General features: G+C 42.1%; 23 protein-coding genes. 18 read left to right on the forward strand and 5 right to left on the reverse strand.

Annotated elements, in window-relative coordinates; all coding sequences use genetic code 11:
- Positions 1-95: 95 nt before the first annotated feature.
- The 3 genes from DESACI_RS05100 to DESACI_RS05110 are packed head-to-tail and all read right to left on the reverse strand — an operon-like array spanning position 96 to position 1,900.
- Complete coding sequence (locus DESACI_RS05100) at positions 96-773, reverse strand: B-box zinc finger protein (protein WP_014826101.1); 678 nt, start codon at positions 771-773, stop codon at positions 96-98.
- Positions 774-807: 34 nt separating this feature from the next.
- A complete protein-coding gene (locus tag DESACI_RS05105; RefSeq protein WP_014826102.1) occupies positions 808-1,353 on the reverse strand; it encodes an anti-sigma factor in 546 nt (181 codons plus the stop codon).
- Entirely contained in the window at positions 1,328-1,900 is a 573-nt protein-coding gene (locus tag DESACI_RS05110) for an RNA polymerase sigma factor (RefSeq protein WP_014826103.1), read from the reverse strand. Before DESACI_RS05110 ends, DESACI_RS05105 begins: the two co-directional genes overlap by 26 nt.
- Positions 1,901-2,520: 620 nt before the next feature.
- Between DESACI_RS05110 and DESACI_RS05115 the strand changes: the two genes are divergently transcribed.
- The gene (locus DESACI_RS05115; RefSeq protein ID WP_014826104.1) at positions 2,521-3,387 is read left to right on the forward strand and encodes a 3-hydroxyacyl-CoA dehydrogenase family protein; all 867 of its coding nucleotides are present in this window, start codon (positions 2,521-2,523) and stop codon (positions 3,385-3,387) included.
- 5 nt (positions 3,388-3,392) lie between these two features.
- Here DESACI_RS05115 and DESACI_RS24955 read toward each other — a convergent pair whose 3' ends face one another.
- Positions 3,393-3,632, reverse strand: a complete 240-nt coding sequence (locus tag DESACI_RS24955; protein ID WP_207643910.1) for a hypothetical protein — start codon at positions 3,630-3,632, stop codon at positions 3,393-3,395.
- An 81-nt stretch (positions 3,633-3,713) separates the two neighbouring features.
- Here DESACI_RS24955 and DESACI_RS05120 point away from each other — a divergent pair, with 81 nt between their 5' ends.
- The 16 genes from DESACI_RS05120 (at position 3,714) to DESACI_RS05195 (ending at position 19,722) form a co-directional block, all read left to right on the forward strand.
- The gene (locus DESACI_RS05120; protein ID WP_014826105.1) at positions 3,714-4,385 is read left to right on the forward strand and encodes a PHP-associated domain-containing protein; all 672 of its coding nucleotides are present in this window, start codon (positions 3,714-3,716) and stop codon (positions 4,383-4,385) included.
- Positions 4,369-5,202, forward strand: a complete 834-nt coding sequence (locus DESACI_RS05125) for a 4Fe-4S binding protein (protein WP_014826106.1) — start codon at positions 4,369-4,371, stop codon at positions 5,200-5,202. Before DESACI_RS05120 ends, DESACI_RS05125 begins: the two co-directional genes overlap by 17 nt.
- Before the next feature lie 13 nt (positions 5,203-5,215).
- The gene (locus tag DESACI_RS05130) at positions 5,216-5,518 is read left to right on the forward strand and encodes a 4Fe-4S dicluster domain-containing protein (protein WP_014826107.1); all 303 of its coding nucleotides are present in this window, start codon (positions 5,216-5,218) and stop codon (positions 5,516-5,518) included.
- A 32-nt stretch (positions 5,519-5,550) separates the two neighbouring features.
- Positions 5,551-6,138 carry a hypothetical protein gene (locus tag DESACI_RS05135; protein WP_014826108.1) on the forward strand — a complete coding sequence of 196 codons (588 nt, stop codon included), beginning with the start codon at positions 5,551-5,553 and terminating at the stop codon, positions 6,136-6,138.
- Positions 6,139-6,150: 12 nt separating this feature from the next.
- The gene (locus DESACI_RS05140; RefSeq protein ID WP_014826109.1) at positions 6,151-6,348 is read left to right on the forward strand and encodes a hypothetical protein; all 198 of its coding nucleotides are present in this window, start codon (positions 6,151-6,153) and stop codon (positions 6,346-6,348) included.
- 86 nt (positions 6,349-6,434) lie between these two features.
- Positions 6,435-6,833: an FAS1-like dehydratase domain-containing protein gene (locus tag DESACI_RS05145; protein WP_014826110.1), complete on the forward strand. Its 399-nt coding sequence runs from the start codon at positions 6,435-6,437 to the stop codon at positions 6,831-6,833.
- Positions 6,830-7,255 carry a MaoC family dehydratase gene (locus DESACI_RS05150; protein WP_014826111.1) on the forward strand — a complete coding sequence of 142 codons (426 nt, stop codon included), beginning with the start codon at positions 6,830-6,832 and terminating at the stop codon, positions 7,253-7,255. The genes DESACI_RS05145 and DESACI_RS05150 overlap by 4 nt, the downstream gene beginning before the upstream one ends.
- Before the next feature lie 386 nt (positions 7,256-7,641).
- A complete protein-coding gene (locus DESACI_RS05155) occupies positions 7,642-8,421 on the forward strand; it encodes an enoyl-CoA hydratase/isomerase family protein (protein WP_014826112.1) in 780 nt (259 codons plus the stop codon).
- 63 nt (positions 8,422-8,484) lie between these two features.
- Positions 8,485-9,957 carry a 4-hydroxyphenylacetate 3-hydroxylase family protein gene (locus DESACI_RS05160; RefSeq protein ID WP_014826113.1) on the forward strand — a complete coding sequence of 491 codons (1,473 nt, stop codon included), beginning with the start codon at positions 8,485-8,487 and terminating at the stop codon, positions 9,955-9,957.
- Positions 9,958-10,227: 270 nt separating this feature from the next.
- Positions 10,228-11,874 carry an AMP-binding protein gene (locus DESACI_RS05165; protein ID WP_014826114.1) on the forward strand — a complete coding sequence of 549 codons (1,647 nt, stop codon included), beginning with the start codon at positions 10,228-10,230 and terminating at the stop codon, positions 11,872-11,874.
- A gap of 29 nt (positions 11,875-11,903) precedes the next feature.
- Positions 11,904-12,656 (forward strand): alpha/beta fold hydrolase, encoded by a 753-nt coding sequence (locus DESACI_RS05170; protein WP_014826115.1) that lies wholly within the window; start codon positions 11,904-11,906, stop codon positions 12,654-12,656.
- 102 nt (positions 12,657-12,758) lie between these two features.
- Complete coding sequence (locus DESACI_RS05175; RefSeq protein ID WP_014826116.1) at positions 12,759-13,547, forward strand: enoyl-CoA hydratase/isomerase family protein; 789 nt, start codon at positions 12,759-12,761, stop codon at positions 13,545-13,547.
- A gap of 392 nt (positions 13,548-13,939) precedes the next feature.
- Entirely contained in the window at positions 13,940-15,340 is a 1,401-nt protein-coding gene (locus DESACI_RS05180) for a sigma-54 interaction domain-containing protein (RefSeq protein WP_014826117.1), read from the forward strand.
- A 309-nt stretch (positions 15,341-15,649) separates the two neighbouring features.
- Entirely contained in the window at positions 15,650-16,543 is an 894-nt protein-coding gene (locus tag DESACI_RS05185; RefSeq protein WP_014826118.1) for an MBL fold metallo-hydrolase, read from the forward strand.
- 177 nt (positions 16,544-16,720) lie between these two features.
- Positions 16,721-18,373 carry a long-chain-fatty-acid--CoA ligase gene (locus DESACI_RS05190; RefSeq protein ID WP_014826119.1) on the forward strand — a complete coding sequence of 551 codons (1,653 nt, stop codon included), beginning with the start codon at positions 16,721-16,723 and terminating at the stop codon, positions 18,371-18,373.
- A gap of 47 nt (positions 18,374-18,420) precedes the next feature.
- Positions 18,421-19,722 carry a DUF362 domain-containing protein gene (locus tag DESACI_RS05195; protein WP_014826120.1) on the forward strand — a complete coding sequence of 434 codons (1,302 nt, stop codon included), beginning with the start codon at positions 18,421-18,423 and terminating at the stop codon, positions 19,720-19,722.
- A 192-nt stretch (positions 19,723-19,914) separates the two neighbouring features.
- On the opposite strand, the gene DESACI_RS05200 is transcribed toward DESACI_RS05195, so the two are convergent.
- Positions 19,915-20,613: a hypothetical protein gene (locus tag DESACI_RS05200; RefSeq protein ID WP_014826121.1), complete on the reverse strand. Its 699-nt coding sequence runs from the start codon at positions 20,611-20,613 to the stop codon at positions 19,915-19,917.
- A gap of 647 nt (positions 20,614-21,260) precedes the next feature.
- Between DESACI_RS05200 and DESACI_RS05205 the strand changes: the two genes are divergently transcribed.
- Positions 21,261-22,127, forward strand: a complete 867-nt coding sequence (locus DESACI_RS05205; protein WP_014826122.1) for a 3-hydroxyacyl-CoA dehydrogenase family protein — start codon at positions 21,261-21,263, stop codon at positions 22,125-22,127.
- The last annotated feature ends 324 nt before the right edge of the window (positions 22,128-22,451 follow it).

The following is a 22,451-nucleotide window of genomic DNA, read 5'->3' on the forward strand; positions in this document are numbered from 1 at the left end:
TTAAATAGCATTTGTTGGCTAGGCTCTTTTGGCGAAACGGCCCACAGGACGGTTTCGTCACTGAAGCCCCGATGTTCAGCTTTAGCTGAACTTGTTCACTGTTCCTTAGGAACGTCAGAGATTGTTTTTTGGGCTTTCTTAGCTTTGAAAATTAAGTAGATACCTGTCAGGATTAGCACAATTGGAATCAGACTGCTCTTTATCATATAGTAAAAATCCCAACTTCTAAACAAGTCACTGAAGACTGAATATCTGTCCATCACTTGCATTAGGCTGAGAAAACCAAGAACCGAAATAATAATCCCGAGAATGCGGCGGTTCTTAAACAGCAAGGAATAATCAAAGAGTTGCTGATCGAAGAGATTCCGATCCTCTAGTAATTGGCCTTCTGCCTTTCTCCTTCTTAGGCTGTAGCTTTCAAAGAAACTAAAAAACCAAGTAGGGATTAGGGCCAAGGGAATAATAAGATCTAAACCAATATAAGTAGCGATGACGATGACGCCCAAGGCAAGAATCATTAACTGTAAACCGCGCCGCATAAGGCCCATTTTCATATGAGCAGCACCGGGAACTAAACTTGTACAGAGGAAAAGAAACTTATCTATAAAGGATGGCTTAGACTCTTGAGGCAAATCAGAAAAGAACGTCGTTTGAATACAGTGATGACAGATGTTTCTGCCATCGATCTGAAGAGTACATTCCGAACAGATTGGATTTTTGCATTTCTCACAGAGAGCCAAAGCTTCTTCATTGGGATGATATTTGCATTGCATAATTAAACCTCCTTAAAATTGGTTCTCAGAATTACTAGGGGGCTAAAGAATCGATTTTTGTAATGAGAGTGTGGGTTAGTTGATTTATTCGATTCAAAGGAAGTGCTATTTGCTTATTTAACTCATTATTTAATAGGGCGACCTGGGTGTTTGTTAAATAATGAGTTAAAGGCGATAGATTAAGAGTGAAAAGGAGAAAGCCTGCAGCCACCATGCTGAAACCCCAATTTCTAAGCTCAAAGAGAGGAGAGTTTGCCGTTTTATGAGGATGGCCATCATCATAAGTATCTAAGTTCCTGTGAGCAGTCGACGGTTGTTGCTCGCATTTTTCAATGGAGGAGGGCTTAATTTGATATTTGTGCTTGTCGATTGCTTTCATTATGTTGAGCTTGAGGTCTTCCGGAGGGGTGAGAGCAGTCCTTCCTGCTGCCAAGACATTGGCTGTTTCTTGGATTTGCAGAAGATTATTTCGGCATTCAAGACAAAGAGCCAGGTGATTGCTCATCTCTTCGAGTTTGCTCTTACTCAAACTTTTCTTGTAATAACTGTGCCAATCATCTTTGCTCAGATAACAGGTCATGACAGTCACCTCCTGATAGTATAAATTGAAGTTCCTCTTTCAATAGTTTTCGACCTCGGAACAAGCGGGTTTCTATAGTTCTTTTAGAAGTGCCCAATATATCTGCGATCTGCTGAGGAGTGAAGTCTTCAAAGTAGTAAAGAATAAGAACAGTACGGTAGATTTCATGTAAACTTCCAATTGCGTCTTGAATTTCAGCAGATACTTCTTGACGGAGAAGATTTTCTTCCGGACCAACTCTTTTATCAAAGTGACTATCTAAACAAGCAGGTTCCACAAAGAGCGGCTTTTTCCTGCGGGACCAATCAAGACAATGGTTGACGGCAATTCTGTAAAGCCAGGTAGAAAAAGCGGAACCTTGTTTGAATCCGGCAAGTTTGTTATAGACTTTGATAAAAATTTCCTGTGTGATATCCCGAGCATCCTCTACATTTTGAGTGTAGTAATAGGCAGTTCTGTAAACTCCTGTTTGATAACGTTCAATAATTTCTTCATATAACTTTGCATTACCGTTAAGGATACCGGTAATTAATTCAGTATCGTGCAAATATTTATCACCGCCTTACTACTGGTTAGACGTATCTAACTTAAGATTATACGTCAAAGATTTTTAATTTCTCGTGAGGAAATTTAAAAGAAAATCTGTGTACGGATTCTATACTGGATAATGATCTTTAGAGTTAGAATTTGTTTCAATTCCATACGGTCATAGATACGCCTATTTTTTCGTATGCGAAGAAATAGGCATATTCGTCATCCGAACGAGAGACTTCCACTTCTATAGTGGGAGGGGTCCAGGTTCTCTGTTTCGGTGTAGTTGAGTCTACCTTTCAGCGATAGCACTTTTAATTGGCTTGGAGCTTTTGGGGAACCTGTGCACAGGATACTTTCGTTACCAAAGCCCCGGTGTTAAGCTTTAGCTGAAGGAGTTCCCTGGGTATACTCCTGAAGTGCAGATTGGCCGAATGTGGAGATCAGGATTTACAGAGAACTTAAGAGTATTGTAGAGTTGGCATGATTTTTGTAATAACAAGGATTGCCAGGTAAAAGATTTGCCCCGCTAAGCCGGCCTGCCTATTTGGATTCTTGGTATTACTTTAGTTTGGTTCAGGCTGATTGTAAGATTATTAATTGAAATACAAAATAATAATTTTGGAGGAGTTTAGAGTGAGAATTGAAGATATCCAGAAGATTTGTGTGATTGGTGCCGGGAGTATGGGCTGCCAGATTGCATGGAGTGCAGCTTTGGCAGGATATCGGGTAAGCTGTACCGATGTTAGTTTAGAAATGCTATACCATGCGAAGGCCTTCGCTGAGAGTTATTTCCCGGCGAGAGTTACTAAAGGAAAGTTAACCCAAGAACAAGTTAATGCAGCAAAGGAGAATATTTCCTTTACTCAAAATTTAGAGGAAGCCGCAGCAGACTCGGATTTTGCCATTGAGTCAGTTATAGAAAAAATTGATATCAAACGTAAAATATTTGCTGAACTGGACCGTATTACTCAACCTCATGCAATTTTAGTGACTAACAGCTCGTTTATTGTTAGTTCTAAAATTGCCAGTGCAACGAAAAGGCCTGAAAAGATATGTAACATGCACTTTTTCAATCCTGTTTTGAAAATGAATATTGTTGAGGTAGTTCAAGGACCGCATACTTCCGCTGAGACGGCAGAGCTTACCTTAGGGGTATGCGAAAAAATGGGTAAACAAGGCATTTTGCTAAAAAAAGAAATCTATGGTTTTTTAGTCAATAGGTTCATAAGGGCACTTAATCATGAAGCGTTGTATCTTGCTGAGATGGGAGTTGCCAGCCCGGAAGAAATTGATTTAGCTGTCACAAATGCCCTAGGACATCCCATTGGGCCATTTAGGCTAATGGACTTTACCGGCAATGACCTTAGTTACATTATAGAGATGGAACGCTATCAAGAAACAGGGGATCCAAAGGACAAACCGTCGCCCCTGATAACGGAAAAATATTTCAAAGGTGAATGGGGGAGGAAGACAAAGAAAGGCTTTTATTCCTATGAATAAAGGCCTCAATAGGTGTAGGGCCGACCGCTCAGCTCAGATTCATCAATGAGGTGAGCGGTTTGTTTTTTGATGGTACCGCCAGTGGCATGGGGCAGGCTATGTCTTCGAGGGGAAAGAAAGAGTTTCTTTATGTATAGCAAGTAAACATTGTGTACCTGATTGAGACAGAGATTATAGCGAGTTAGCTTGATTTTCTTAAACAACGGGGGATTATGGGCCCTTGGCAAACGAATGAGTATTGGCATAAAAATTGCTTTATTAATGGCTATCCTTAACTGTCTGTCGATAAAAATGATTGTCAAGAGGAGGAACTGAGTCGATTTAAGATGGAGTTTGATCTACATACTCATACCAGTCAGGGTTCAGCGTGCAGCCGTATGGTTATTGAGGATTTGGTTCAGGCTGCTTGTGAAAAGAAATTAGATGGGGTTTGCATTACAGATCATGATTATTGCTGGGACGAGAGGGAATTGGCCAAATTAATGCGGGCCAGTGGCATTCAAGTTTATGGAGGGGTTGAGTTAAGTACAGCTTTTGGCGAGATTCTTATTTACGGTGTACATCAATCTTTGCTTCATCTGAGGGATAATTTGCCGAAGTTAGTTCAACTAGTAAGGGACCTTGGGGGAGTCATGATCGCTGCTCATCCCTTGAGAAGTGATTTTCTCTTCTCGACCTTGACAAGGGAAGAACGCGGACTTGATCCCATTAATTTGGAGGAAATAGGCAGAAGACCTTTGTTTAGTTTTGTTCATACATTTGAAGTCTGTAATGGGCGCAGTAGTTGGCAGGAAATCCGGGCAGCCCGACAACTTTCATTACTGCTTAATAAAAAGGGAACAGGCGGCAGTGATGCTCACAGCAAATTAAGTGTTGGTTCTTGCGTCACTATCTTTGAGGAGCCGGTTCAGAACGAGGCCCACTTAATAACTCAGTTACGTCAGGGATGTTTTAAAGCCAAGAAAAAGGAGGAATCTAGAAATGTGCTGGGTATGTGAAAAATATGGTAATGGCCAGAAATGGTATCTCAATCCGGAAAATTATGCCCGTCGCCTTTATAAAGTGCGCAAAGAGGGCAAAGAGGCAGCGGGAGCAGATGCTGATCCCCAATCCGCAGGTATGGGCGCCGGGGTGGTGGCAGAGCTAGTAAAAGCGCGTATCAGCGGGGACAAGGAATGGGAAGAGGAGATCAAACGAGATGCCTTACAGCAAGCTTATCAAACCCATTTCGGACAGGTAGTCACCTTGGACGAGTATTTGCAGATTTTAGACACGGCCTATCCCTTGGCCAAAATGACCTGTGGCTGTCGCCGCGTCCAACGAGGGATGCCTGACGAAGAGAATTTCACCTGCATGGGTATTGGTCCTGGGATGTATAAGTGGGAACGGTGGCCTGAAACTTATCGAGGAGGAGTGGAGTTTGTAACTCCTGAGGAAGCTAAAGAATGGGCAATGATGAACCACAAAGAGGGGCGCGTCCAAACCGTTGATGTCTTTGGCACTCCTTATATCGGAGGATTATGTCAATGTGAATATCCGGGGTGCGTAGCTGTCCGCAATCGAATAGATTATGATTTTAAGTTTTTATTAAAAGGACATTCTGTCGCCAAGGTTGACCGAGAAAAATGTACAGGCTGCAAAAGCTGTTTGGGGCGCTGCCAGTTTAAAGCGCTTAACTTGGAAGTGTATACCAATAAGGCCTATATTGACCTTGACCAATGTTTTGGCTGCGGGCTTTGTGTAACCGCATGTCCTAGCGGGTCGATTCAATTGTATGATCGCCAAGGTATGCCAGGATTAGCCGAAAACTGGTAAAGGAGGGAAGAAAATGATTGCTCAAATAACTATCGATTATGCATTATGTCAAGATCCTTTAAATTGTCGCAAATGTCTAAGCATATGTCCTTCTGTTGTATTTGTGTGCGGTCCCACGAAAGTATGGAAAGGCCGGGAGAGCGATTCTCGGGAGTATAAGATTATCGGCCGTTATTATGATAAATGTTCCGGCTGCGGTGATTGTGAAGAGGTTTGCCCCACAAATGCCCTAAAAGTAACCTTTATACCACGTGAACAATTAGCCCAAAAGTTTCGAGAAGAACGGGCAGCTCAATTAAAAGAACGCCAGTTGTAAATCGGATGAATTTGAGATGGAGGGAGCAGGTAATGGCTTTAGATTTTAAGGTCTTACAAAAAGTTAAGGGTAATCCAAGTTTTGAGGTTGCCCCCAATCGACGCCTGAAGATAAACCCGGGTCAAGATTATGTCTATGATATGCCTAAGGAACTTATATACAAAGTCAACTCGGAATTTCCTGCGGAGAGTTTATTAAAGCAACTTTCTGGGGCAAGCGAAGATTTCTTGGCCGAACAGGGAACGAAATTCATGACTATATTAATTCGTGAAGCGGACTCTGACACGTATAAAGACCGAACTGCTGAGATGATTGAAAAGGTTGCCCAACAAACGGGGATACGATTTCCTCATGTGTTTGAGAGGTATATAGAACTGGGAATCCTGACCCTGCGTCCCCGAGATGCCTGGACGGTCACTGAGGCAACAACCAGGACTTTGAAAGTGCGCAGTTATAATTGCAGTCTAAGTAAACGTTTTGCGGAAAAAGGGATTAATAATTGTGAAATTTTCTGTTTAGCTGCCGCAAAAACTGCTGCTAAAAAAGTTGAAATGACTTTAGAAATAACTTGCGGCAAAGATGGAAATGGGGCCTGCGAACTTGCTTATCGCCCGCAATAAGGGGGGGTCAAATTGCACATTGGACATAATCATGATGACATCGATCATGAGAGCTTAGCCTTGAGGCATTATGGAGAGGGAATTTACCAAGAATCTTTGGGGAATTTGGCCGAGGCCTTAAATGAATATATGATGGCAAATGTTTTAGATCCTAAGTTAGTTGTCGTTCAGAACAAATTGGATAGCCTGAGAGAAAAGCTATGTTTGTAAAGAGAACTCGTTCAGCTCCCATTTATAGAAATGGGGGTTTTCGATGGGGATAAAGGGGATCGATCTAAGAAGGAAGGGAATGGCCTATGATTGGAAGAGAGTTGATTGGCAAAGAGAGTGAGTCGATTGTAGTCAAGATTAAACCCGAAGAAGTACGCCGGTTTGCTGAGGCTACGGGAGTTCCTTATAATGATCGAGTTCCTCCTACATTTGTTGGTACATTATTGCATGCCTCGATAAAAGGCGTAGAACTGCCTGTTGCCGGGATGATTCATGGTGAACAAAAAATTACCTATCACCGCCAACTGCGAATCGGGGACTGTATTTCGTACAAAAGGCGAGTTAAAGATGTTTATGATCGAAGCGGCAAACTTGGAAAGATGACCTTTGTGGTGTTAGAGACTGTTGGAAATGATTTAACCGGTGAATTGGTATTTTCCAGCACTTCCATTATCATTGCTCCTGGAAGGGAGGAAGGTTCATGAAAAGCTTGTCTGATTATCAAGTAGCCGAAAAGCTTCCTATCCGCAAATGGATACCCACTCCGATGCAAATTCGTCAGTATGCTGAAGCATCAGGGGATTTTAATCCAATTCATCTCGATGATAATTACGCGCGGCAAGCAGGTCTTGGCGGAGTCATTGCTCACGGAATGCTGTCTATGGCTCAAATGGCAGCAATGCTGACAGATTGGATTGGAGATGGAGGCGCAATTACTAAACTGGATGTTCGTTTTGAGCATATGGTTCGTCCAGGAGATACTATTCTATTTTCCGGTTTTGTAAGGGCTCGATCGGAAAATATCTTAGTCTGTGATTTAGCTGCCTGCAATGATCGTGACAAAAGAGTATTGTCTGGTTTAGCCTATATAGCCATTAGCCCTAACAAAGCCTGCAGCGCAGAGTAAATATCCGTTCAGGATTGAAAAATAATTTGACTATACATTTTTATGATTGTCGTCTGGTGTATGAATTCCATACATGTTGTATACCCCCTAGCAGTGGAAACGGCCTTAGGGGGGTTTTTTTACTCGCAGAAAGTATATCTTTTGGTCTGGAGCCAAACAAGTGCGAGACTCTCCGCTTTTGTTCTACTATCTGAAAGTATAACCTTTGGCTGTAACTGCAAGAAGAGCTAATTCGTGCGAAGACAGTGTCTTCGTCATCTGGCATAAGTGCAACTAACCTGCCGCTTCGCCGGAGGCTTAGCGCCAGCTAAGTTTTCTTTAAATGATTGGCATATATTTTGCAAATAGAAAGAGAAGTAAAATATATGCAAATAGGGGGATGAAGAATGGCATATGAAACGATCTTAGTAAACATTGAGGAAGGCATTGCGACAATTACTCTAAATCGTCCTGAAGTGTTAAATGCACTGAATAGTCAAGTTTTTGAAGATCTGGCTGACGCAGCACAAACCTTAGGATCAGATGATTCTGTTCGGGCAGTCATTATCACAGGCGGCAATAAGGTGTTTGCCGCAGGGGCAGATATCGGTCAAATGGCATCTGCCACAGCCGTTGAAATTTCTACCGGAGACCGCCCTTCGCAGCGGGCATTAAATTTGCTTGAGAATATACCCAAACCTGTTATTGCAGCAATTTGCGGCTATGCTTTAGGAGGCGGATGTGAACTTGCCTTGGCAGCTGATGTGCGTATTGCCGCAGATAATGCGCAACTGGGCTTGCCGGAAATCAAGCTGGGAATTTTACCCGGTGGTGGAGGGACTCAGCGCTTGCCCCGCTTAATCGGTTCGGGAAGGGCAAAGGAATTGATTTTTAGCGGAGATTTTATTAGTGCTCAGGAAGCTTGGCGGATTGGCCTCGTAAATAAAGTGGTTTCGCCAGATCAATTGTTTGAAGAAGCTTATAAAATGGCGAAACGATTCGCTTCTCGAGGTGCAGTAGCCTTAGCTATGGCAAAATCAGCAGTAAATGAAGGGTTGAGAATGGATTTAGAGGCAGGTCTGGAATACGAGCATAAATGCTTTAGCCTTCTCTTCGCTACAGAGGATCAAAAGGAAGGCATGAAAGCCTTTCTGGAAAAGAGACCGGCCAAGTTTCAAGGAAAGTGAACCGTTCAGGTAAAGCTGAAAACCTTAAAATTCTAGGATCAAAAATAGAGGAGGAAAATAAAAATGCGAACAAGAGCTCAATATTTAGAAAGACTAAGTAAAATGAACCGAAATCTCTATGCGAACGGGGAAAAGATTGACAGGCTCGATCCGCGCCAAGAAGGTGCTTTGAATATAATGGGGCTGACCTTTGACGCGGCTTGGGATCCTGCCAGCAAGGACCTTTGCACGGCGACCTCTCATCTAACAGGGCAAACCATCAATCGCTTCAATCACATCCATCAAAGCCCTGAGGACTTGCATAAAAAGCAAGACATGACCCGGCTTCTATGCAATAAAGTTGGGGGGTGCATTCAACGCTGCATGGGAATTGATGCCGCTAACGCGATTAATGCGGTTTCTTATGAGGCTCAAAAATCGTCTAAAGCGAAAACGGCTTATCACGATAATTTTCTCAGGTGGCTGGAACGGTTTCAAACAGAAGATCTTGTGGCAAGCTGCGCTCAAACCGATGTCAAAGGGGAGCGACTGAAGCGGCCCGCTGAACAGACAGATCCCGATATGTATGTTCATGTTGTCGAAGAACGCAGTGACGGTATTGTAGTTCGTGGCTCAAAAGTCCATATTTCAGAAGCCTCTATTTCAGACGAAATCTTAGTTGTACCAAACCGCGCTTTACAAAAAGGTGAAGAAGCTTATGCTGTTAGTTTCGCTGTTCCTTCAGATTATGAGGGGATTAAGCAAGTAGTCCATTATCATCAAAATCGTAAGAGAGATTTCTATCAAAGAGGAATTGAAACCGGATACACCGATTCCTACATAATCTTTGAGGATTGTTTTATTCCCTGGGAGCGAGTTTTTTTGTGCGGGGAGATCCAGCACGGCGGCCTAGCAGCTTTGCTTTTTGCCCTGTTTCATCGTCATTCCTATTCAGGATGTAAACCGGCTTCTCTCGATTATGTCATCGGGTTGGCGAGCCTGGCAGCCGAAATAAATGGTATCGGTAAGACTCATAATGTGCGTGAAATGCTTTCAGAATTAATCATGACGGGTGAACTGGGATATGCCGCCGGTTTCACGGCTTCAGCTTTGGCTAAACCTGAAGTCTATATGCCCGGTATGGGAATGGTCCCCTATGGCCCTGGGAGTTTCATCCCGAATTCTATTTACGCCAATGTGGGCAGATGTCTGACCGGTGAGGCAGTTTTTCAGGAACAGGAAATCTTATGCAATATCGCAGGTGGAATGCCGGCGACGTTCCCCTTTGAAAGGGATTTAATGAATCCGGAGACGAAACAGCTTCTGGAAAAATATCTAAACCGCAATCCCCAAATTCCGATTGAGGATCAAATAAAATTCTGGTTAAATTTTATCGATTTTGGTCTTTCCGGTTATGCAGGCACTTCCCAATATGGCGCCTATCACGGCGGAGGGTCACCAATTATGGAGCAAATTGCTATTACTTCTCAGTATGATATAGAGTCCAAGAAAGACATCGTTCGGGAGATTGCCGGAATGACACCGAGGAAAAAGTAATGTAAAGATATATACGAGTAACTCGAAGATCGGCAGCTGTAAATAAAACACGATGGACAGAAACTCCCCTAGCTGAAGAGTTAGGGGAGAATCACTGCCTAATAGAAATTAACAGATAGCGGAGAAAAAATGAAATTATATATCTTAATATTCAGAAATTAACGATATATAATATAGCTTAGATTAAGTAACTTCAGAACAGTTTGACGTAAGTGAAATACTAAAAAGGTCTGTGGGGAAAGAAATCTGGAAAGTTTGAGGAGGGACAACATGGAAAGAGTAGGTAAAGGTTGGCCTGCCGAATTAGCTTCGGATCTATTCTATCGTCGCAGTCAAAAGCCTTTGTTTGAGTATTTACGCGACTATGCTGGGATTACTCCTGAGAAGACAGCAATTGTTTGGTATGGACGAGAGCTGAGCTATCGAGAGATAAATGATCTTAGTGATCGATTTGCGTCTTATTTGAGAAACTCAGGGTTGAAAAAAGGGGAGAGAGTTGCTCTCTTTCTCTCAAATTGCCCGCAGTATTTTATTGCGCATTATGGAATTCAAAAATGCGGGGGAGTCGTCTGCCCCTGCAGTCCCTTGTTCAAGGAGTGGGAACTCGAATACCAATTAAAGGATTCAGAGGCCAAGATAATTGTTACCGCTGACAAGTTGTACGACATCGTCCTTAATGTTCTGCCTCAAACCAGCCTGGAACAGATTATCCTTACTAGTTATGGAGACCTGCTTCCCCTTGAGCCTACGATCAATGTTCCGGAAGATCTATGCCAACCTAAGCCATCTTTCGCCGATAGTATTGATTTATTGACCGTTATCAATCGCACAGAAGCAACAGGGCAAATAGACGATGTGAATGTGGATGACTTAGCTCTGCTGGTATATACCTCCGGAACAACGGGTAAACCGAAAGGTGCTATGCTCACTCATCGCAATGCGCTCTTTAAGTCTGCTGCAGTTGTTCAAAGCAACCAAATTGGCACCGCGGAAACGATATTATCCGTTGCCCCACTCTACCATATAGCTGGGATGTTGATGGGGCTTAATTGTGCGATTTATGCCAACGCAACGACAGTTCTTCTTTATCGTTTCGACCCGCTTGCTGTTCTTCAGGCGATTGAGCGCTACAAATGTACTTGGTGGTACAGTATGGTTCCAATGAACATTCATGTGATGCAAGTACCTAATGCCGGACTGTACGATCTCACATCCTTAAAAATTAATCCCTGTACAAGTTTTGGAATTAATCTCACCCAGGAACTGGCAGAAGGATGGGCGAAGTTTACGGGAGGGTGTAAGCTGTTTGAGGGCGCTTATGGCCTTAGTGAAAGCCATACAGGGGATACTTTCATGCCTGTTAACGCTATAAAATATGGAACCCAGGGGATTCCAACTTATGAAACAAGTCTTCGTATTCTTGATCCCCAAACCGGTGAGGAAAAGCCAACTGGAGAAATGGGCGAAATAGTACTTAAGAATCCAGGGGTATTTAAGGGGTACTGGAACCGTGTTGAGGAAACTGCCCAGACGCTGCGTAATGGCTGGGTTCACACCGGGGATATAGGTTTTTTGGATGAAGAGGGTTATTTGACGTTCAGCGGACGATTGAAAGAAATGATCAAAGTATCAGGTTACAGTGTTTTCCCAGAGGAAGTGGAAGCTATGTTGATTCGTCATGAAGCAATCGCTCAAGTTGCGGTTATCGGCATAAAAGATTCTCATAAAGGCGAGGTTGTCAAAGCCTTTGTAGTACTAAAGTCGGAGCATAAAGCACACCTCACTCCTCAAACTATTATTGACTGGGCTAGACTACGAATGTCCCCCTACAAATCTCCCCGTTTTGTGGAGTTTCGCGACACTCTTCCGTCTACCGGTGCCGGAAAAGTTTTGCGTCGCCTTTTGCAAGAGCAATAAACGGTCATTGACGAAAGGAGTTCGTATAAATGCCTTATGTATCAGTCGGGGGAATAGATATTTTCTTTGAGCGCTCTGACGGAGATTCCCTGCCCCTCATTTTTATTCACGGGGCAGGAGGATCGAGTCAGCGCTGGGCAAAGCAATTATCAGGTTTGCAAAATCAATTAACTATGATTGCTGTGGATTTGCCTGGGCATGGCAATTCCGGCGGAAATTTGCTTTCAGACATCCCAGCCATGGCTGAGTTTCTAAATCAATTTGTCCGTGCCCTAGCAGTTGAGAAATTCTTCTTAGCAGGGCATTCCATGGGGGGAGCTATTGCCCAGGAATTCACCTTGCGGTATCCAAACAAAGTAGAAGGGCTCATTCTCATTGGGACCGGAGCCAGGCTAAAAGTGGGTCAAACTATCCTTGATGCCTTTGCCATAGGACAGCTGCCTTTTAAAGATGTCAATCATTTATATGGCTCTTCAATTTCAGAGGAACAAAAAACTAAAGAACTGCGGGAATTGCAGAAGATTCCTACTAAAGTATTGGGGGCGGATTTTCAGGCTTGCAGCATGTTTGACCGAATTAATGATGTCGAAAAAATTAAGGTCCCTGCGTTGATTTTAGTAGGAGAGGAAGATGTCATGACTCCAGTGAAGTACTCCCGATTCTTGACGGAAAAATTACCCGATTCGAATTTAAGAATGATTGAGGCCGCAGGGCATATGTGCATGGAGGAAAAAGCGACCGAAGTGAATGAGGCATTACTATATTTTTTTAAAAAACTTTGACGGATTTCTAAGATAATTTATATCTAAGTACCATTAGTTTTATAGAAACTATGATACTTTGCAAAAGAAAGGGGGGAGTCTGGTTTCAAACCAGACGATATTATGGAAACCAAATATGGAGATGTCATTAAATTTGAAAAGCAGGATTATTGTGGGGCAATTATTTTGGACAATGTCGAGAAAATGAACGTGGTAGGGGACGCCTTTCTAAAGGAACTGGGAGCCCTGCAACAGGATATTCTCGGTATGGAGGATTTGAGGGCTTTAGCCATTGTTGCCAATGGTGACAATTTTTCAGCGGGAATCGACCTTAAATTTCTTCATGAAGTCAGTTCAGAGAAAGTGAAGGCTAGTTTAACGCATTTACAGGGACTTTATAGTTTTTGGCAAACCCTTTCAATACCCGTAGTCATCGGTGTTCAAGGATTTTGTTTTGGTTCGGCCGTTGAATTAATGTTAGGGTGTGACATTAGAATCGCTGCAGAAAATCTGAGACTGAGCCTGCCGGAAGTTAAGTTGGGGCTATCCCCTGATATGGGCGGGACAACACGCTTAACGAAACTTGTTGGAACAGGGCAAGCCAAGAGACTTATTATGGCCTGTGAGGAGATTGGTGCGCAGGAAGCTCTTCAAATCGGGCTTGTGGAAAAAATTGTTTCTGTCGAGAAATTACGGGAGTCCACAATCCGACTCGCTCAAAAAATGGCGACATATCCTCCGTCAAGTGTCGCTTTCGCCAAAAAGGGTATTAATCTTGCCGAAGAAAGCAGTGTAGCGGCTGGCCTATTGTTTGAACAGGCCCAATCAACCTATTGTTGCGGTACCGAGGATATAAAGGAAGCTATTTCAGCTTTTTTTGAGAAAAGAAAACCCAGTTTTAAAGGGCGTTAAAACAATTGGGTAATTCCTTTACTAATATTGGTAAAGGTTTTACTTGGGGATATTGTTGATTGATTGGCAAATATCAAATTCCAATAATATGAATAAGTAATAGTAATATAGAAAGAATCTAGGAATATCGTCTGTCTTAGATTCTTTCTATATTATTAAGCAGAAGATTAACTGATGTCGTAAGTTTTGCCATCGCGTAGAGTTTGGCATTTTGATAAAAAGTCTTTATTTACTGATTCTAACGGCCCTTTAGCAGGGAGATTACGGAAGTCTTGGATAGAATTTGGCTAGAAATAATAGTTAGAATGTTTAAAATATTTGGCCATTAACCTTTCTTCTTTTGGATTCCTTTAGTATAATGTTTACAAATGATACAAAAACGGGGGGATTTCATGAGTGTCGGAGTTCATGCTGTCACTACAACCGATTTTCCACGTTGGGACCAAGAACTACTCTTTAAAATCCTCGATAATATTCATGACGTGGTATTGGTAATTGATTCCCATACAACAATTGTTTATGTTAATAAAGCTTATGCTACAATCTTAGGAGTCCCGGTGGAAAAAGTATTGGGCCGGAGATTAGATAAGATTGAACCAGATGCCGCCGCAATTAAAGTTTTACGAACCGGAACAGCAAGGAATGGTGCAGATCATTTAAAGTCTTTAGACATCGACGTTGTGGGAAGCACCTTTCCCTTGTATAAAGGGAAACATATTATTGGTTGTATCTCTACCTTTAAAAATGTAACAGAGGAGCTTGAGCTCAATCGTGAACTGCAGCAAACTAAAGGTGTCGCTGATTATCTGAAAGAGCAATTAGAACAATGGGAACAACTGCCCCTGTCTTTTAAGGAATACGTAGGGCAAAACCGGAATGTAAAGGAAACCCTTATTTTAGCGGCGAAGGTTGCCCGAACTGACAGCACCGTATTGATTCGCGGAGAGAGTGGTGTTGGTAAAGAAGTCCTGGCAAGGGCGGTTCATAAGGCCAGTCGGCGCAAAGACAAACCTCTGATAAAGGTCAATTGTGCTGCAATACCGGAGAGTTTAATTGAAAGTGAACTTTTCGGTTATGAAGAAGGAGCCTATACGGGTGCTAAAAAGGGAGGGAAACTGGGAAAATTCGAATTGGCCCATGGTGGGACAATTTTCTTAGATGAGATTGGCGACATGAGTTTAACGATGCAAGCAAAATTATTGCGAGTATTACAGGAAAGAGAATTTGAAAGAGTCGGAGGATCTGTGGTGGTCAAGGTTGATATCCGAGTCATTGCTGCGACAAACCGTGACTTAGAAACGATGATTGTCGAGGGGACCTTTCGGAGGGACCTTTATTATCGTTTGAACATTGTCCCATTGGCTCTTACACCGCTTCGTGAACGCAAAGATGACTTGATGGCTTTGACCAAAACATTTCTGGATCAATTTTCTCGTGAAGTTGGTCAAGAGTTGAGCCTTTCCCCTCAAGTCATTAAGCTATTCCAACACTATGATTGGCCAGGTAATATTCGCGAACTGCAAAATGTCCTTGAACATGCCAGCATAGTTTGTTCCGGTTCTAGTATTGAGATACAGCACTTACCTGCCAACATAATTCCCACAAACAATCAAACTATCAATGTAAAAGATAAAACCTACGATCTTAAGGAAATTGTGGCCAGGGTCGAAAGAGAACTTATTTTATCCGCTTTAGCAAGTAATAACAATAATCGAACGAAGACGATGAAAGTCCTAGGAATTTCGAGGCGGGCCTTTTATGATAAATTGCGCAGGTACGGTATCGAAGAATAGAATTTAGGTCGGGTTATTAATACTGTTTTGTTTAACTATCCGGATTGACAAGACGAACTATAGGGATGTGCGCATTATATACGCGTGAAGCTTCTAAAAATGTATGAAATCAATACACAATCCAAATTTAATTGAGTGGCCGGCATTGGTTTTCGCCTAAGAGTGACTGGCATGAATTTTGCATGTTAATATTGGGACTCTATGTTGTAACAGAGATGACCAATGATAATCTTAAGGGGGATCAGTGGGTTCTCCCCGGTAGAGAACCTTAAAAGGGATGTTTTACCGCCTAGGAGAACTGCGATTAGAATGAGTGAAGCAATGATCGTCAATTTGCTGCCACAGTTATTTTTTGTCTCAGGGGAACAGGGAGGACGGTTTCCATACAGCAATGGACTTTTGATTGAAAGTGGAAAAAGGGTTCTCATTGATACAGGTTTTGGTCCCAGTCGGAGGAAAAAGCTTCTGGAAAGAGGATCAATTGATGTGATCATTAATACTCATTTCCATTTAGACCATGCCTATGGAAATAAATATTTTCCTGAGGCTGAGATTTGGGCTCATGCCTTCGACGCACCTCCCATACGTTCAGTAGATAATTTTATGGCTTATACAGGATTCCGTGAACTTTCTGATTTTCCCGATCCTGAGCACTTCCCCGGTGGGCCATCGAATCAAAAGGTTGACCGAGAGCTTATCGACGGCGATGTCTTAGACTTTGGCCAAATCGTTCTTAAGGTTATCCATACGCCAGGGCATACTCGCGGGCATATTGCACTTTATGAGCCGCAGGCGAGCCTCTTATTTTCGGGGGACATTGACCTTTCACCTTTTGGGCCTTGGTATGGTAACGTACGCTCTGATCTTGAGGAGTTCGTAAACTCTATTAACCGGCTAATCGAGTTAAAACCTAAAATTTTGGTTACCAGCCATGAAGGAATAATTTCGGATAATATTTCGGAAAGATTAAAAAGCTATGCTGAAAAGATTGATCAGCGAGATGAACAAATCCTTAGGTATTTGCAGGTCCCAAGGAAGGCGGCTGACCTGCTCGATAAAAAAATTATTTTCAAACGTTATCCTGAACCTCAAAAGGCCTATCGCTTTTTTGAACTGACAATGTTGGAAAAGCATTTGCAGCGTCTCGCAAAGCAAGGAAAGATCGTTCTGAGACCAAATGGTAAATATAAGGCATATGCCTAAGAACTTCGACTCTAATTATCAGTAAATTATGAAAAGAATGACTAATAAACCAATGGTCTCATTTTAAATGTTCCAGGCAGTTTGAAAGGAGTGTGATGCTAAGGCAGAAGGGCATTATTCATCAAATCGGAAATGGCAGGTATCAATGAGGAACCAGTTTTTGGGAGGTTGAAAACAATGTCAGATAACATGAAACCTTGGTTAAAAAACTATCCCTCGAACGTTAGATACCAACTTGATTATCCCAACAAAACGCTTGGGCAGCTATTTGATGAAACCGTAAGTAAAATGCCGGATAGTCTTGCCTTGATTTTTGCAGATCAAAGGATCACTTATCGACAGTTTGGGGAGCAAGTTGATCGTTTTGCCAGTGCTCTAGCCAACTTGGGTATTGAAAAGGGTGAACGTGTGGGACTCATGGGTCCGAATTGTCCCCAGTGGGAAATAGCCTTCTTTGCCTTGCTCAAATTAGGGGCAATCGTCGTCCAGACTAACCCAATGTATGTAGAACGAGAAATTGCCTATCAGATGAATGATTCCGGGGCAACAACCCTCATAGTATTTGAGTTATTATATCCGCGAGTCAAGAATATTCTCAAAGAGACCTCTTTAAAGCGGGTGATCGCCTTTAATTATCTAAACCCCGTTGAGGCGAGCCAAGATCTTTATTCCTTTGATAACTTAATCCAATGTGAAATTGCTGTTCCTGAAGTTAAAATTAATTCCTCTGAAGATCTCGCTGTTTTACAGTATACAGGAGGTACGACAGGGGTTTCTAAAGGGGTAATGCTGACTCATCGGAATTTAATTTGTAATACTTTTCAGGTTATGGAGCTGGCGGTCAATATTGAATATGGTAAAGAACGCATTCTCACCATTTTGCCGGTATTCCATGTCTATGGTATGACCGATTGTGTTAATTTTGCTGTGGCGATTGCAGCAGCACAAGTAATTTTACCTCGCTTTGAAATTGAAAAGGTTTTGGAAACAATTCAAAAACATCGTCCAACTCTTTTCCCTGGTGCTCCAACGATGTATATGGCTATTAACAACCATCCTAACATTAGGCATTTTCGGGAGAGCTTAGCCGCTATTAAAGTCTGCAATAGTGGTTCGGCACCTTTGCCATTGGAAGTCGCTCAAAAGTTTGCTGAAGTCACTCAGGGAGAAGGTAATCTTGTCGAGGGATACGGCTTATCAGAGGCTTCCCCTGTAACTCACAGTAATCCTTTAGACCGGCCAACACGTCCCGGTTCCATTGGCCTTCCTCTGCCCGATACGGATTGTGTCATTATGGACTTGGAAACGGGAGATAGGGTGCTGCCGCCAGGTGAAATCGGAGAATTATGTATTCGTGGTCCCCAAGTTATGAAAGGTTATTGGAATAAAGCAAAGGAGACCGCTGAAACCTTACGGAACGGATGGTTATATACCGGAGATATCGCCAAAATGGATGACGACGGTTATTTCTATATTATCGACCGTAAGAAGGATATTATCATTGCCGGCGGTTTTAATATTTACCCGCGTGATATTGAGGAAGTACTCTATGAACACCCTAAGGTAAAAGAAGTGGTAGTGGCAGGAATTCCGGACCAATACCGTGGGGAAACCGTCAAGGCCTATATAGTCCTGCAGCCTGATAAGGAAGGAACAGAAGCAGAATTTACAGCCTTCTGCAAAGATAAGATGGCTGCCTACAAAGTTCCGCGTCAAGTGGAGTTTCGCAGTGAATTGCCAAGGACCATCGTTGGCAAAGTTCTTCGCCGCCAGTTAGTGGAAGAAGAAAAGGCCAAACTTCAAACGGCAGTTGCTTGTGAAAAAGAGTAAGCGAGAATAGCTCAAGCCACTCAATACTAAGAATCGAGGGAGTTTTAATGGATAAACCGTCCGTATCAATTGTAAAAGTAAATGATGTTTATGAATCCCTGCAAGAGAGCTTAAAATTATGTGACGGATTAGCTGGGTTAAACACAAATGACCAAATTTTAATTAAACCTAATATAGTCAGTTGGGATTTTGATCTGCCATTCCCACCCTTCGGTGTGGTGACTACGAGCATTGTCATAGAAGCTCTGGTACGTATCTTGGCTGAGCATGGGTTTAAAAAACTGACGATTGGTGAAGGGGCTTTGCCTGTATTTAATCCCAAAGGCGAAGCTGTTTATGAAGCCTTAGGATATAATAAGTTGGTGCAGCGCTATGGCGTAAAACTTGCAGATTTCAACCAAGAGGCTTTCATAGCCGTTGACTATGGAGAAGGTTTAACACTTGATATTGCCAAGCAAGCTCTGGAAGCAGATAAAATCATTAATGTACCGGTTCTGAAGACACATAATCAAGCGAAAGTCTCTTTGGGTATTAAAAACTTAAAAGGGTGTCTTAATAAAAGGTCCAAACAATTATGTCATGGCGTGGGCAATGGAGAACTTAGCCTAATGTTTCCGCATATCATTGAAAAACTTCCCGTTGCCTTGACCATTATTGACGGCCTATACACCCTTGAAAAGGGGCCGGGTCCAACGGGCAGGTCCTTCCGCAAAAATTTGCTTATCTCCTCCCGAGATCCTTTTGCCTGCGATTTAGTGGGTGCCGCGATTCTTGGTTATCCTTTAGACGATGTTGAACATCTTAGTATTTATGCTGAACGTCATGGGTACAGCAGAGATTTAGCTGATTATGAGATAAAAGGTGAAACTATCGAAGATCATAAGGAATATGTAGAGTATGATTGGGAGTGGTCAGAAGAGGATACTGGACCCTCAGGATTTGCCAAAAGAGGTATTACGGGTTTAGCAATTCGCAAGTATGACAGCAGCCTGTGCACAGGTTGTTCCGTTCAATACAATCCAATGTTAATTCTTCTTGCTTCCGCCTATAAAGGCCAGCCTTTTCCTAATGTTGAGGTGGTGAGCGGCAAGAAACGTTTAGCATCTCCGGGGTTTGAGCACTCAGTACTCTTTGGTAAATGTGCTTGTCACCTAAATAAAGATAATCAGGACATCAATAAAGCTATTTCGCTTTGGGGTTGCCCTCCTGATCTGAAGAAATTTGTTGATACCTTAGCTAAAGAGGGAATTGAATGTGACTATAAGGAGTATATTCGCTTTCGTCACTATTTAATGGATCGCTATAAAAAGGATGCGAATTTTAAGCTTTCCGATTGGTCTGTTGAATAGATCACAACACTATAAAACATCAATTAACGTTAAGTTTGGATGAATTAATATTCATTTTAAAACCAATAAAAAATAGTTATTTGTTTGAAAATCGTGAAGAGGCGCTCAGAACGTAGAAGTAAATAATTAGGGAATGCAAAAAACGGGTTATGCCTGAAACTGGGCAAACCCGTTCACCTCTTTATCCTGATTTTAAGCTTTGATGGTATGTTCTGAAGCGGAGCTTACTGCAATTTTTGTTACAAGCTTATTTATGCCGTAAATACAAATGATGAATATTGTGCCAACGATAAGCTCAATGGCAATCCACTGGTATATATTAGTGACTGGAACTGTTGCAGCTATAGCTTTATCTGTGGCGCCTTTCATTGCCGCTATTGCAGCAGAATTACCTCCTGCAGCAGCGACAGCATTTGCATAGCCTGCAACAGTTTTGGCCGCTATAGCGGCGGCAGTATTCCCGCTCGAAACGGCAGCGGCGACAGTAAAGCACATAAAAGCATAGTTATTGAATATCCAAGGTATTACATCTTTTAAGAAAACAATAGCTGCGACAAATATGCAAATATAGATCAATGTCGCATGAAACACAGCATCAACTGTGTGGGGGGCTGTGAATTGGGACATGTCTCCTCCCAGAAGCGGAACAGTTGCATTAAACCAATAGACTATCAGGTCAAGGTTTAGAATTCCAAAAGCACTTCCTAATAAAATTGCAGGAGCTTCTTTAATATTCATATGAGCCATAAAGTAAAAAATCATGATCATAAATGCTGGCCACGCTGCTAAGTGCATCGGTTCTAAGACGAGTTCGCCGGCCATAATAAGGGCTAGCAAGAGCACGAGAAAAACAAGATTAGCCTTACTAAAAATACTTGAGAGTTTTGCCATTACTCCAACCTCCTCTTAAAAATATATGACGTGGATTCGGATAGGAACAAGTTCTCTTCAAAGGATAGAACAAGTTCCCTTTGGCCTACTATCCCTCCCTTCCGGCGCCACAGTGGTTATTGGAAGATGCTAATAAAGTGTTTTGCAATATTTGTGCCACTATTCAAAAGATTCAAAAAACATCAAGTAAACTCTTGTTATCTCTCGATTTGTCGCTTTGATTTTCGGAGATTTTAGCAAAGTTTTGTTCTACTATCAGAAAGTATAACCTTTGGTTGTATACTGCAAGAAGAGTTAATTCGTGCGAAGACAGTGTCTTCGTCTTCTAGCACAAGTGCAACTTAGCTGCCGCTTTCGCCGGAGGGTAAGCGCCAGTTAAGTTTTCTTTATATATGTAAGCGCTGTTTAGGAAATATACACATAGACTTTTCACTGTATACTTTTAGGCAAAAGATTTCCATTTATCCATGACTTGAATTAGAATTGAGATCTAAATTCACTTACAGATAGGATCTTGTTCGGATGAGCTTTTGTATAAAATATATACGCTTGTAATTAAGCGGGATCTATTGAAAAGAACAATAAGAGGCAAGGCACTTTTTAAGCGGGGATTAATAAGAACAATAAAAGATTTCGGAGGTGCAGTTATGAACATTAATGATATTAAAACGATTTGCGTCATAGGGGCAGGAAATATGGGACATCAGATTTCCCTTTGTGCTGCTTTAGCCGGGTATAAAGTGATTTGTACGGATATTAATCAAGAGATGTTAAATAAAGCTGAGAATTTTGCCCGCAATTATCTTCCTGAGCGTGTGTCTAAAGGAAAATTAACGCAAGAACAAGCTGATAGGGCCTTAGAAAATTTAAGCTTTAAACGAAGTTTAGAGGAAGCAGCGGTCGATGCTGATTTTGTGATAGAAGCCGCCGTAGAAAAATTAGATATTAAGCGAAAGCTCTTTGCTGATATAGACAGAATTGCTCCTCCCCATGCTATATTGGCAACCAATAGCTCCTTTATAGTTAGTTCTAAAATTGCAGATGCCACAAATCGCCCACAAAAGGTCTGCAACATGCATTTCTTTAATCCTGCCCTTGTCATGAAACTTGTCGAAGTCGTTCAAGGTCCGCATACTTCCCAGGAAACCGCTCAGGTTACTATGGATTTGACAGCAAACTTTGGCAAAACAGGGGTTTGGCTGAAAAAGGAAATCTATGGTTTTTTAGTGAACAGGATTGTGGCTGCTATTAATCAAGAGGCATTGTTTCTAGCAGATATGGGTATTGCTGCTCCCGAAGAGATAGATATGGCTGTTACAAATGCTTTAGGTCATCCAATGGGCCCTTTCCGTTTATTGGACTTCACAGGAATAGATTTAGCTTATTATATAGGCATGGAACGCTATCAAGATACCCGCGATCCTAAAGATAAACCTTCGCCCCTTTTAGTTGAAAAATTTTCCAAAGGGGAATATGGTGTAAAAGCGAAAAAAGGTTTTTATTCTTACGAGTGAATACTATAACCTAAACCTGAACCTAAACCTGAACCTGAACCTGAACCTGAATTTGACCTTGAACTTGGGCTTGGGCTTCGGTGGGAAAGGCAACCTATTCCGAAGCAACTTACTTGGGAGAGCATATCCGCAAATGATCTTTGTGGATTTGCTCTTAATTTTTTTGTACTAACAGATAACAAGTGAAGACTGTGACCTAATGGTATGAAGAGCTGAGCGCGAGCGGGCATCTGTATATGATGTATACACTTGCCGAAGGTTTAGTCGCAATATTGTAACAATTATATACATGTGTAAGAGTTTCTCTTAATGTTTTATGGTTGC

Origin of the sequence: Desulfosporosinus acidiphilus SJ4, assembly GCF_000255115.2 — a bacterium.
GTDB classification, from domain to species: Bacteria; Bacillota; Desulfitobacteriia; order Desulfitobacteriales; family Desulfitobacteriaceae; genus Desulfosporosinus; species Desulfosporosinus acidiphilus.

What these genes read in the sequence shown, in the direction of transcription:
- DESACI_RS05100 (WP_014826101.1), bottom strand. Translation starts at nt 773, where the DNA reads ATGCAATGCAAATATCATCCCAATGAAGAAGCTTTGGCTCTCTGTGAG.
- DESACI_RS05105 (WP_014826102.1), bottom strand. Translation starts at nt 1,353, where the DNA reads ATGACCTGTTATCTGAGCAAAGATGATTGGCACAGTTATTACAAGAAA.
- DESACI_RS24955 (WP_207643910.1), bottom strand. Translation starts at nt 3,632, where the DNA reads ATGCCAATACTCATTCGTTTGCCAAGGGCCCATAATCCCCCGTTGTTT.
- DESACI_RS05120 (WP_014826105.1), top strand. Translation starts at nt 3,714, where the DNA reads ATGGAGTTTGATCTACATACTCATACCAGTCAGGGTTCAGCGTGCAGC.
- DESACI_RS05125 (WP_014826106.1), top strand. Translation starts at nt 4,369, where the DNA reads ATGTGCTGGGTATGTGAAAAATATGGTAATGGCCAGAAATGGTATCTC.
- DESACI_RS05130 (WP_014826107.1), top strand. Translation starts at nt 5,216, where the DNA reads ATGATTGCTCAAATAACTATCGATTATGCATTATGTCAAGATCCTTTA.
- DESACI_RS05135 (WP_014826108.1), top strand. Translation starts at nt 5,551, where the DNA reads ATGGCTTTAGATTTTAAGGTCTTACAAAAAGTTAAGGGTAATCCAAGT.
- DESACI_RS05145 (WP_014826110.1), top strand. Translation starts at nt 6,435, where the DNA reads ATGATTGGAAGAGAGTTGATTGGCAAAGAGAGTGAGTCGATTGTAGTC.
- DESACI_RS05150 (WP_014826111.1), top strand. Translation starts at nt 6,830, where the DNA reads ATGAAAAGCTTGTCTGATTATCAAGTAGCCGAAAAGCTTCCTATCCGC.
- DESACI_RS05155 (WP_014826112.1), top strand. Translation starts at nt 7,642, where the DNA reads ATGGCATATGAAACGATCTTAGTAAACATTGAGGAAGGCATTGCGACA.
- DESACI_RS05160 (WP_014826113.1), top strand. Translation starts at nt 8,485, where the DNA reads ATGCGAACAAGAGCTCAATATTTAGAAAGACTAAGTAAAATGAACCGA.
- DESACI_RS05165 (WP_014826114.1), top strand. Translation starts at nt 10,228, where the DNA reads ATGGAAAGAGTAGGTAAAGGTTGGCCTGCCGAATTAGCTTCGGATCTA.
- DESACI_RS05170 (WP_014826115.1), top strand. Translation starts at nt 11,904, where the DNA reads ATGCCTTATGTATCAGTCGGGGGAATAGATATTTTCTTTGAGCGCTCT.
- DESACI_RS05175 (WP_014826116.1), top strand. Translation starts at nt 12,759, where the DNA reads ATGGAAACCAAATATGGAGATGTCATTAAATTTGAAAAGCAGGATTAT.
- DESACI_RS05180 (WP_014826117.1), top strand. Translation starts at nt 13,940, where the DNA reads ATGAGTGTCGGAGTTCATGCTGTCACTACAACCGATTTTCCACGTTGG.
- DESACI_RS05185 (WP_014826118.1), top strand. Translation starts at nt 15,650, where the DNA reads ATGAGTGAAGCAATGATCGTCAATTTGCTGCCACAGTTATTTTTTGTC.
- DESACI_RS05190 (WP_014826119.1), top strand. Translation starts at nt 16,721, where the DNA reads ATGTCAGATAACATGAAACCTTGGTTAAAAAACTATCCCTCGAACGTT.
- DESACI_RS05195 (WP_014826120.1), top strand. Translation starts at nt 18,421, where the DNA reads ATGGATAAACCGTCCGTATCAATTGTAAAAGTAAATGATGTTTATGAA.
- DESACI_RS05200 (WP_014826121.1), bottom strand. Translation starts at nt 20,613, where the DNA reads ATGGCAAAACTCTCAAGTATTTTTAGTAAGGCTAATCTTGTTTTTCTC.
- DESACI_RS05205 (WP_014826122.1), top strand. Translation starts at nt 21,261, where the DNA reads ATGAACATTAATGATATTAAAACGATTTGCGTCATAGGGGCAGGAAAT.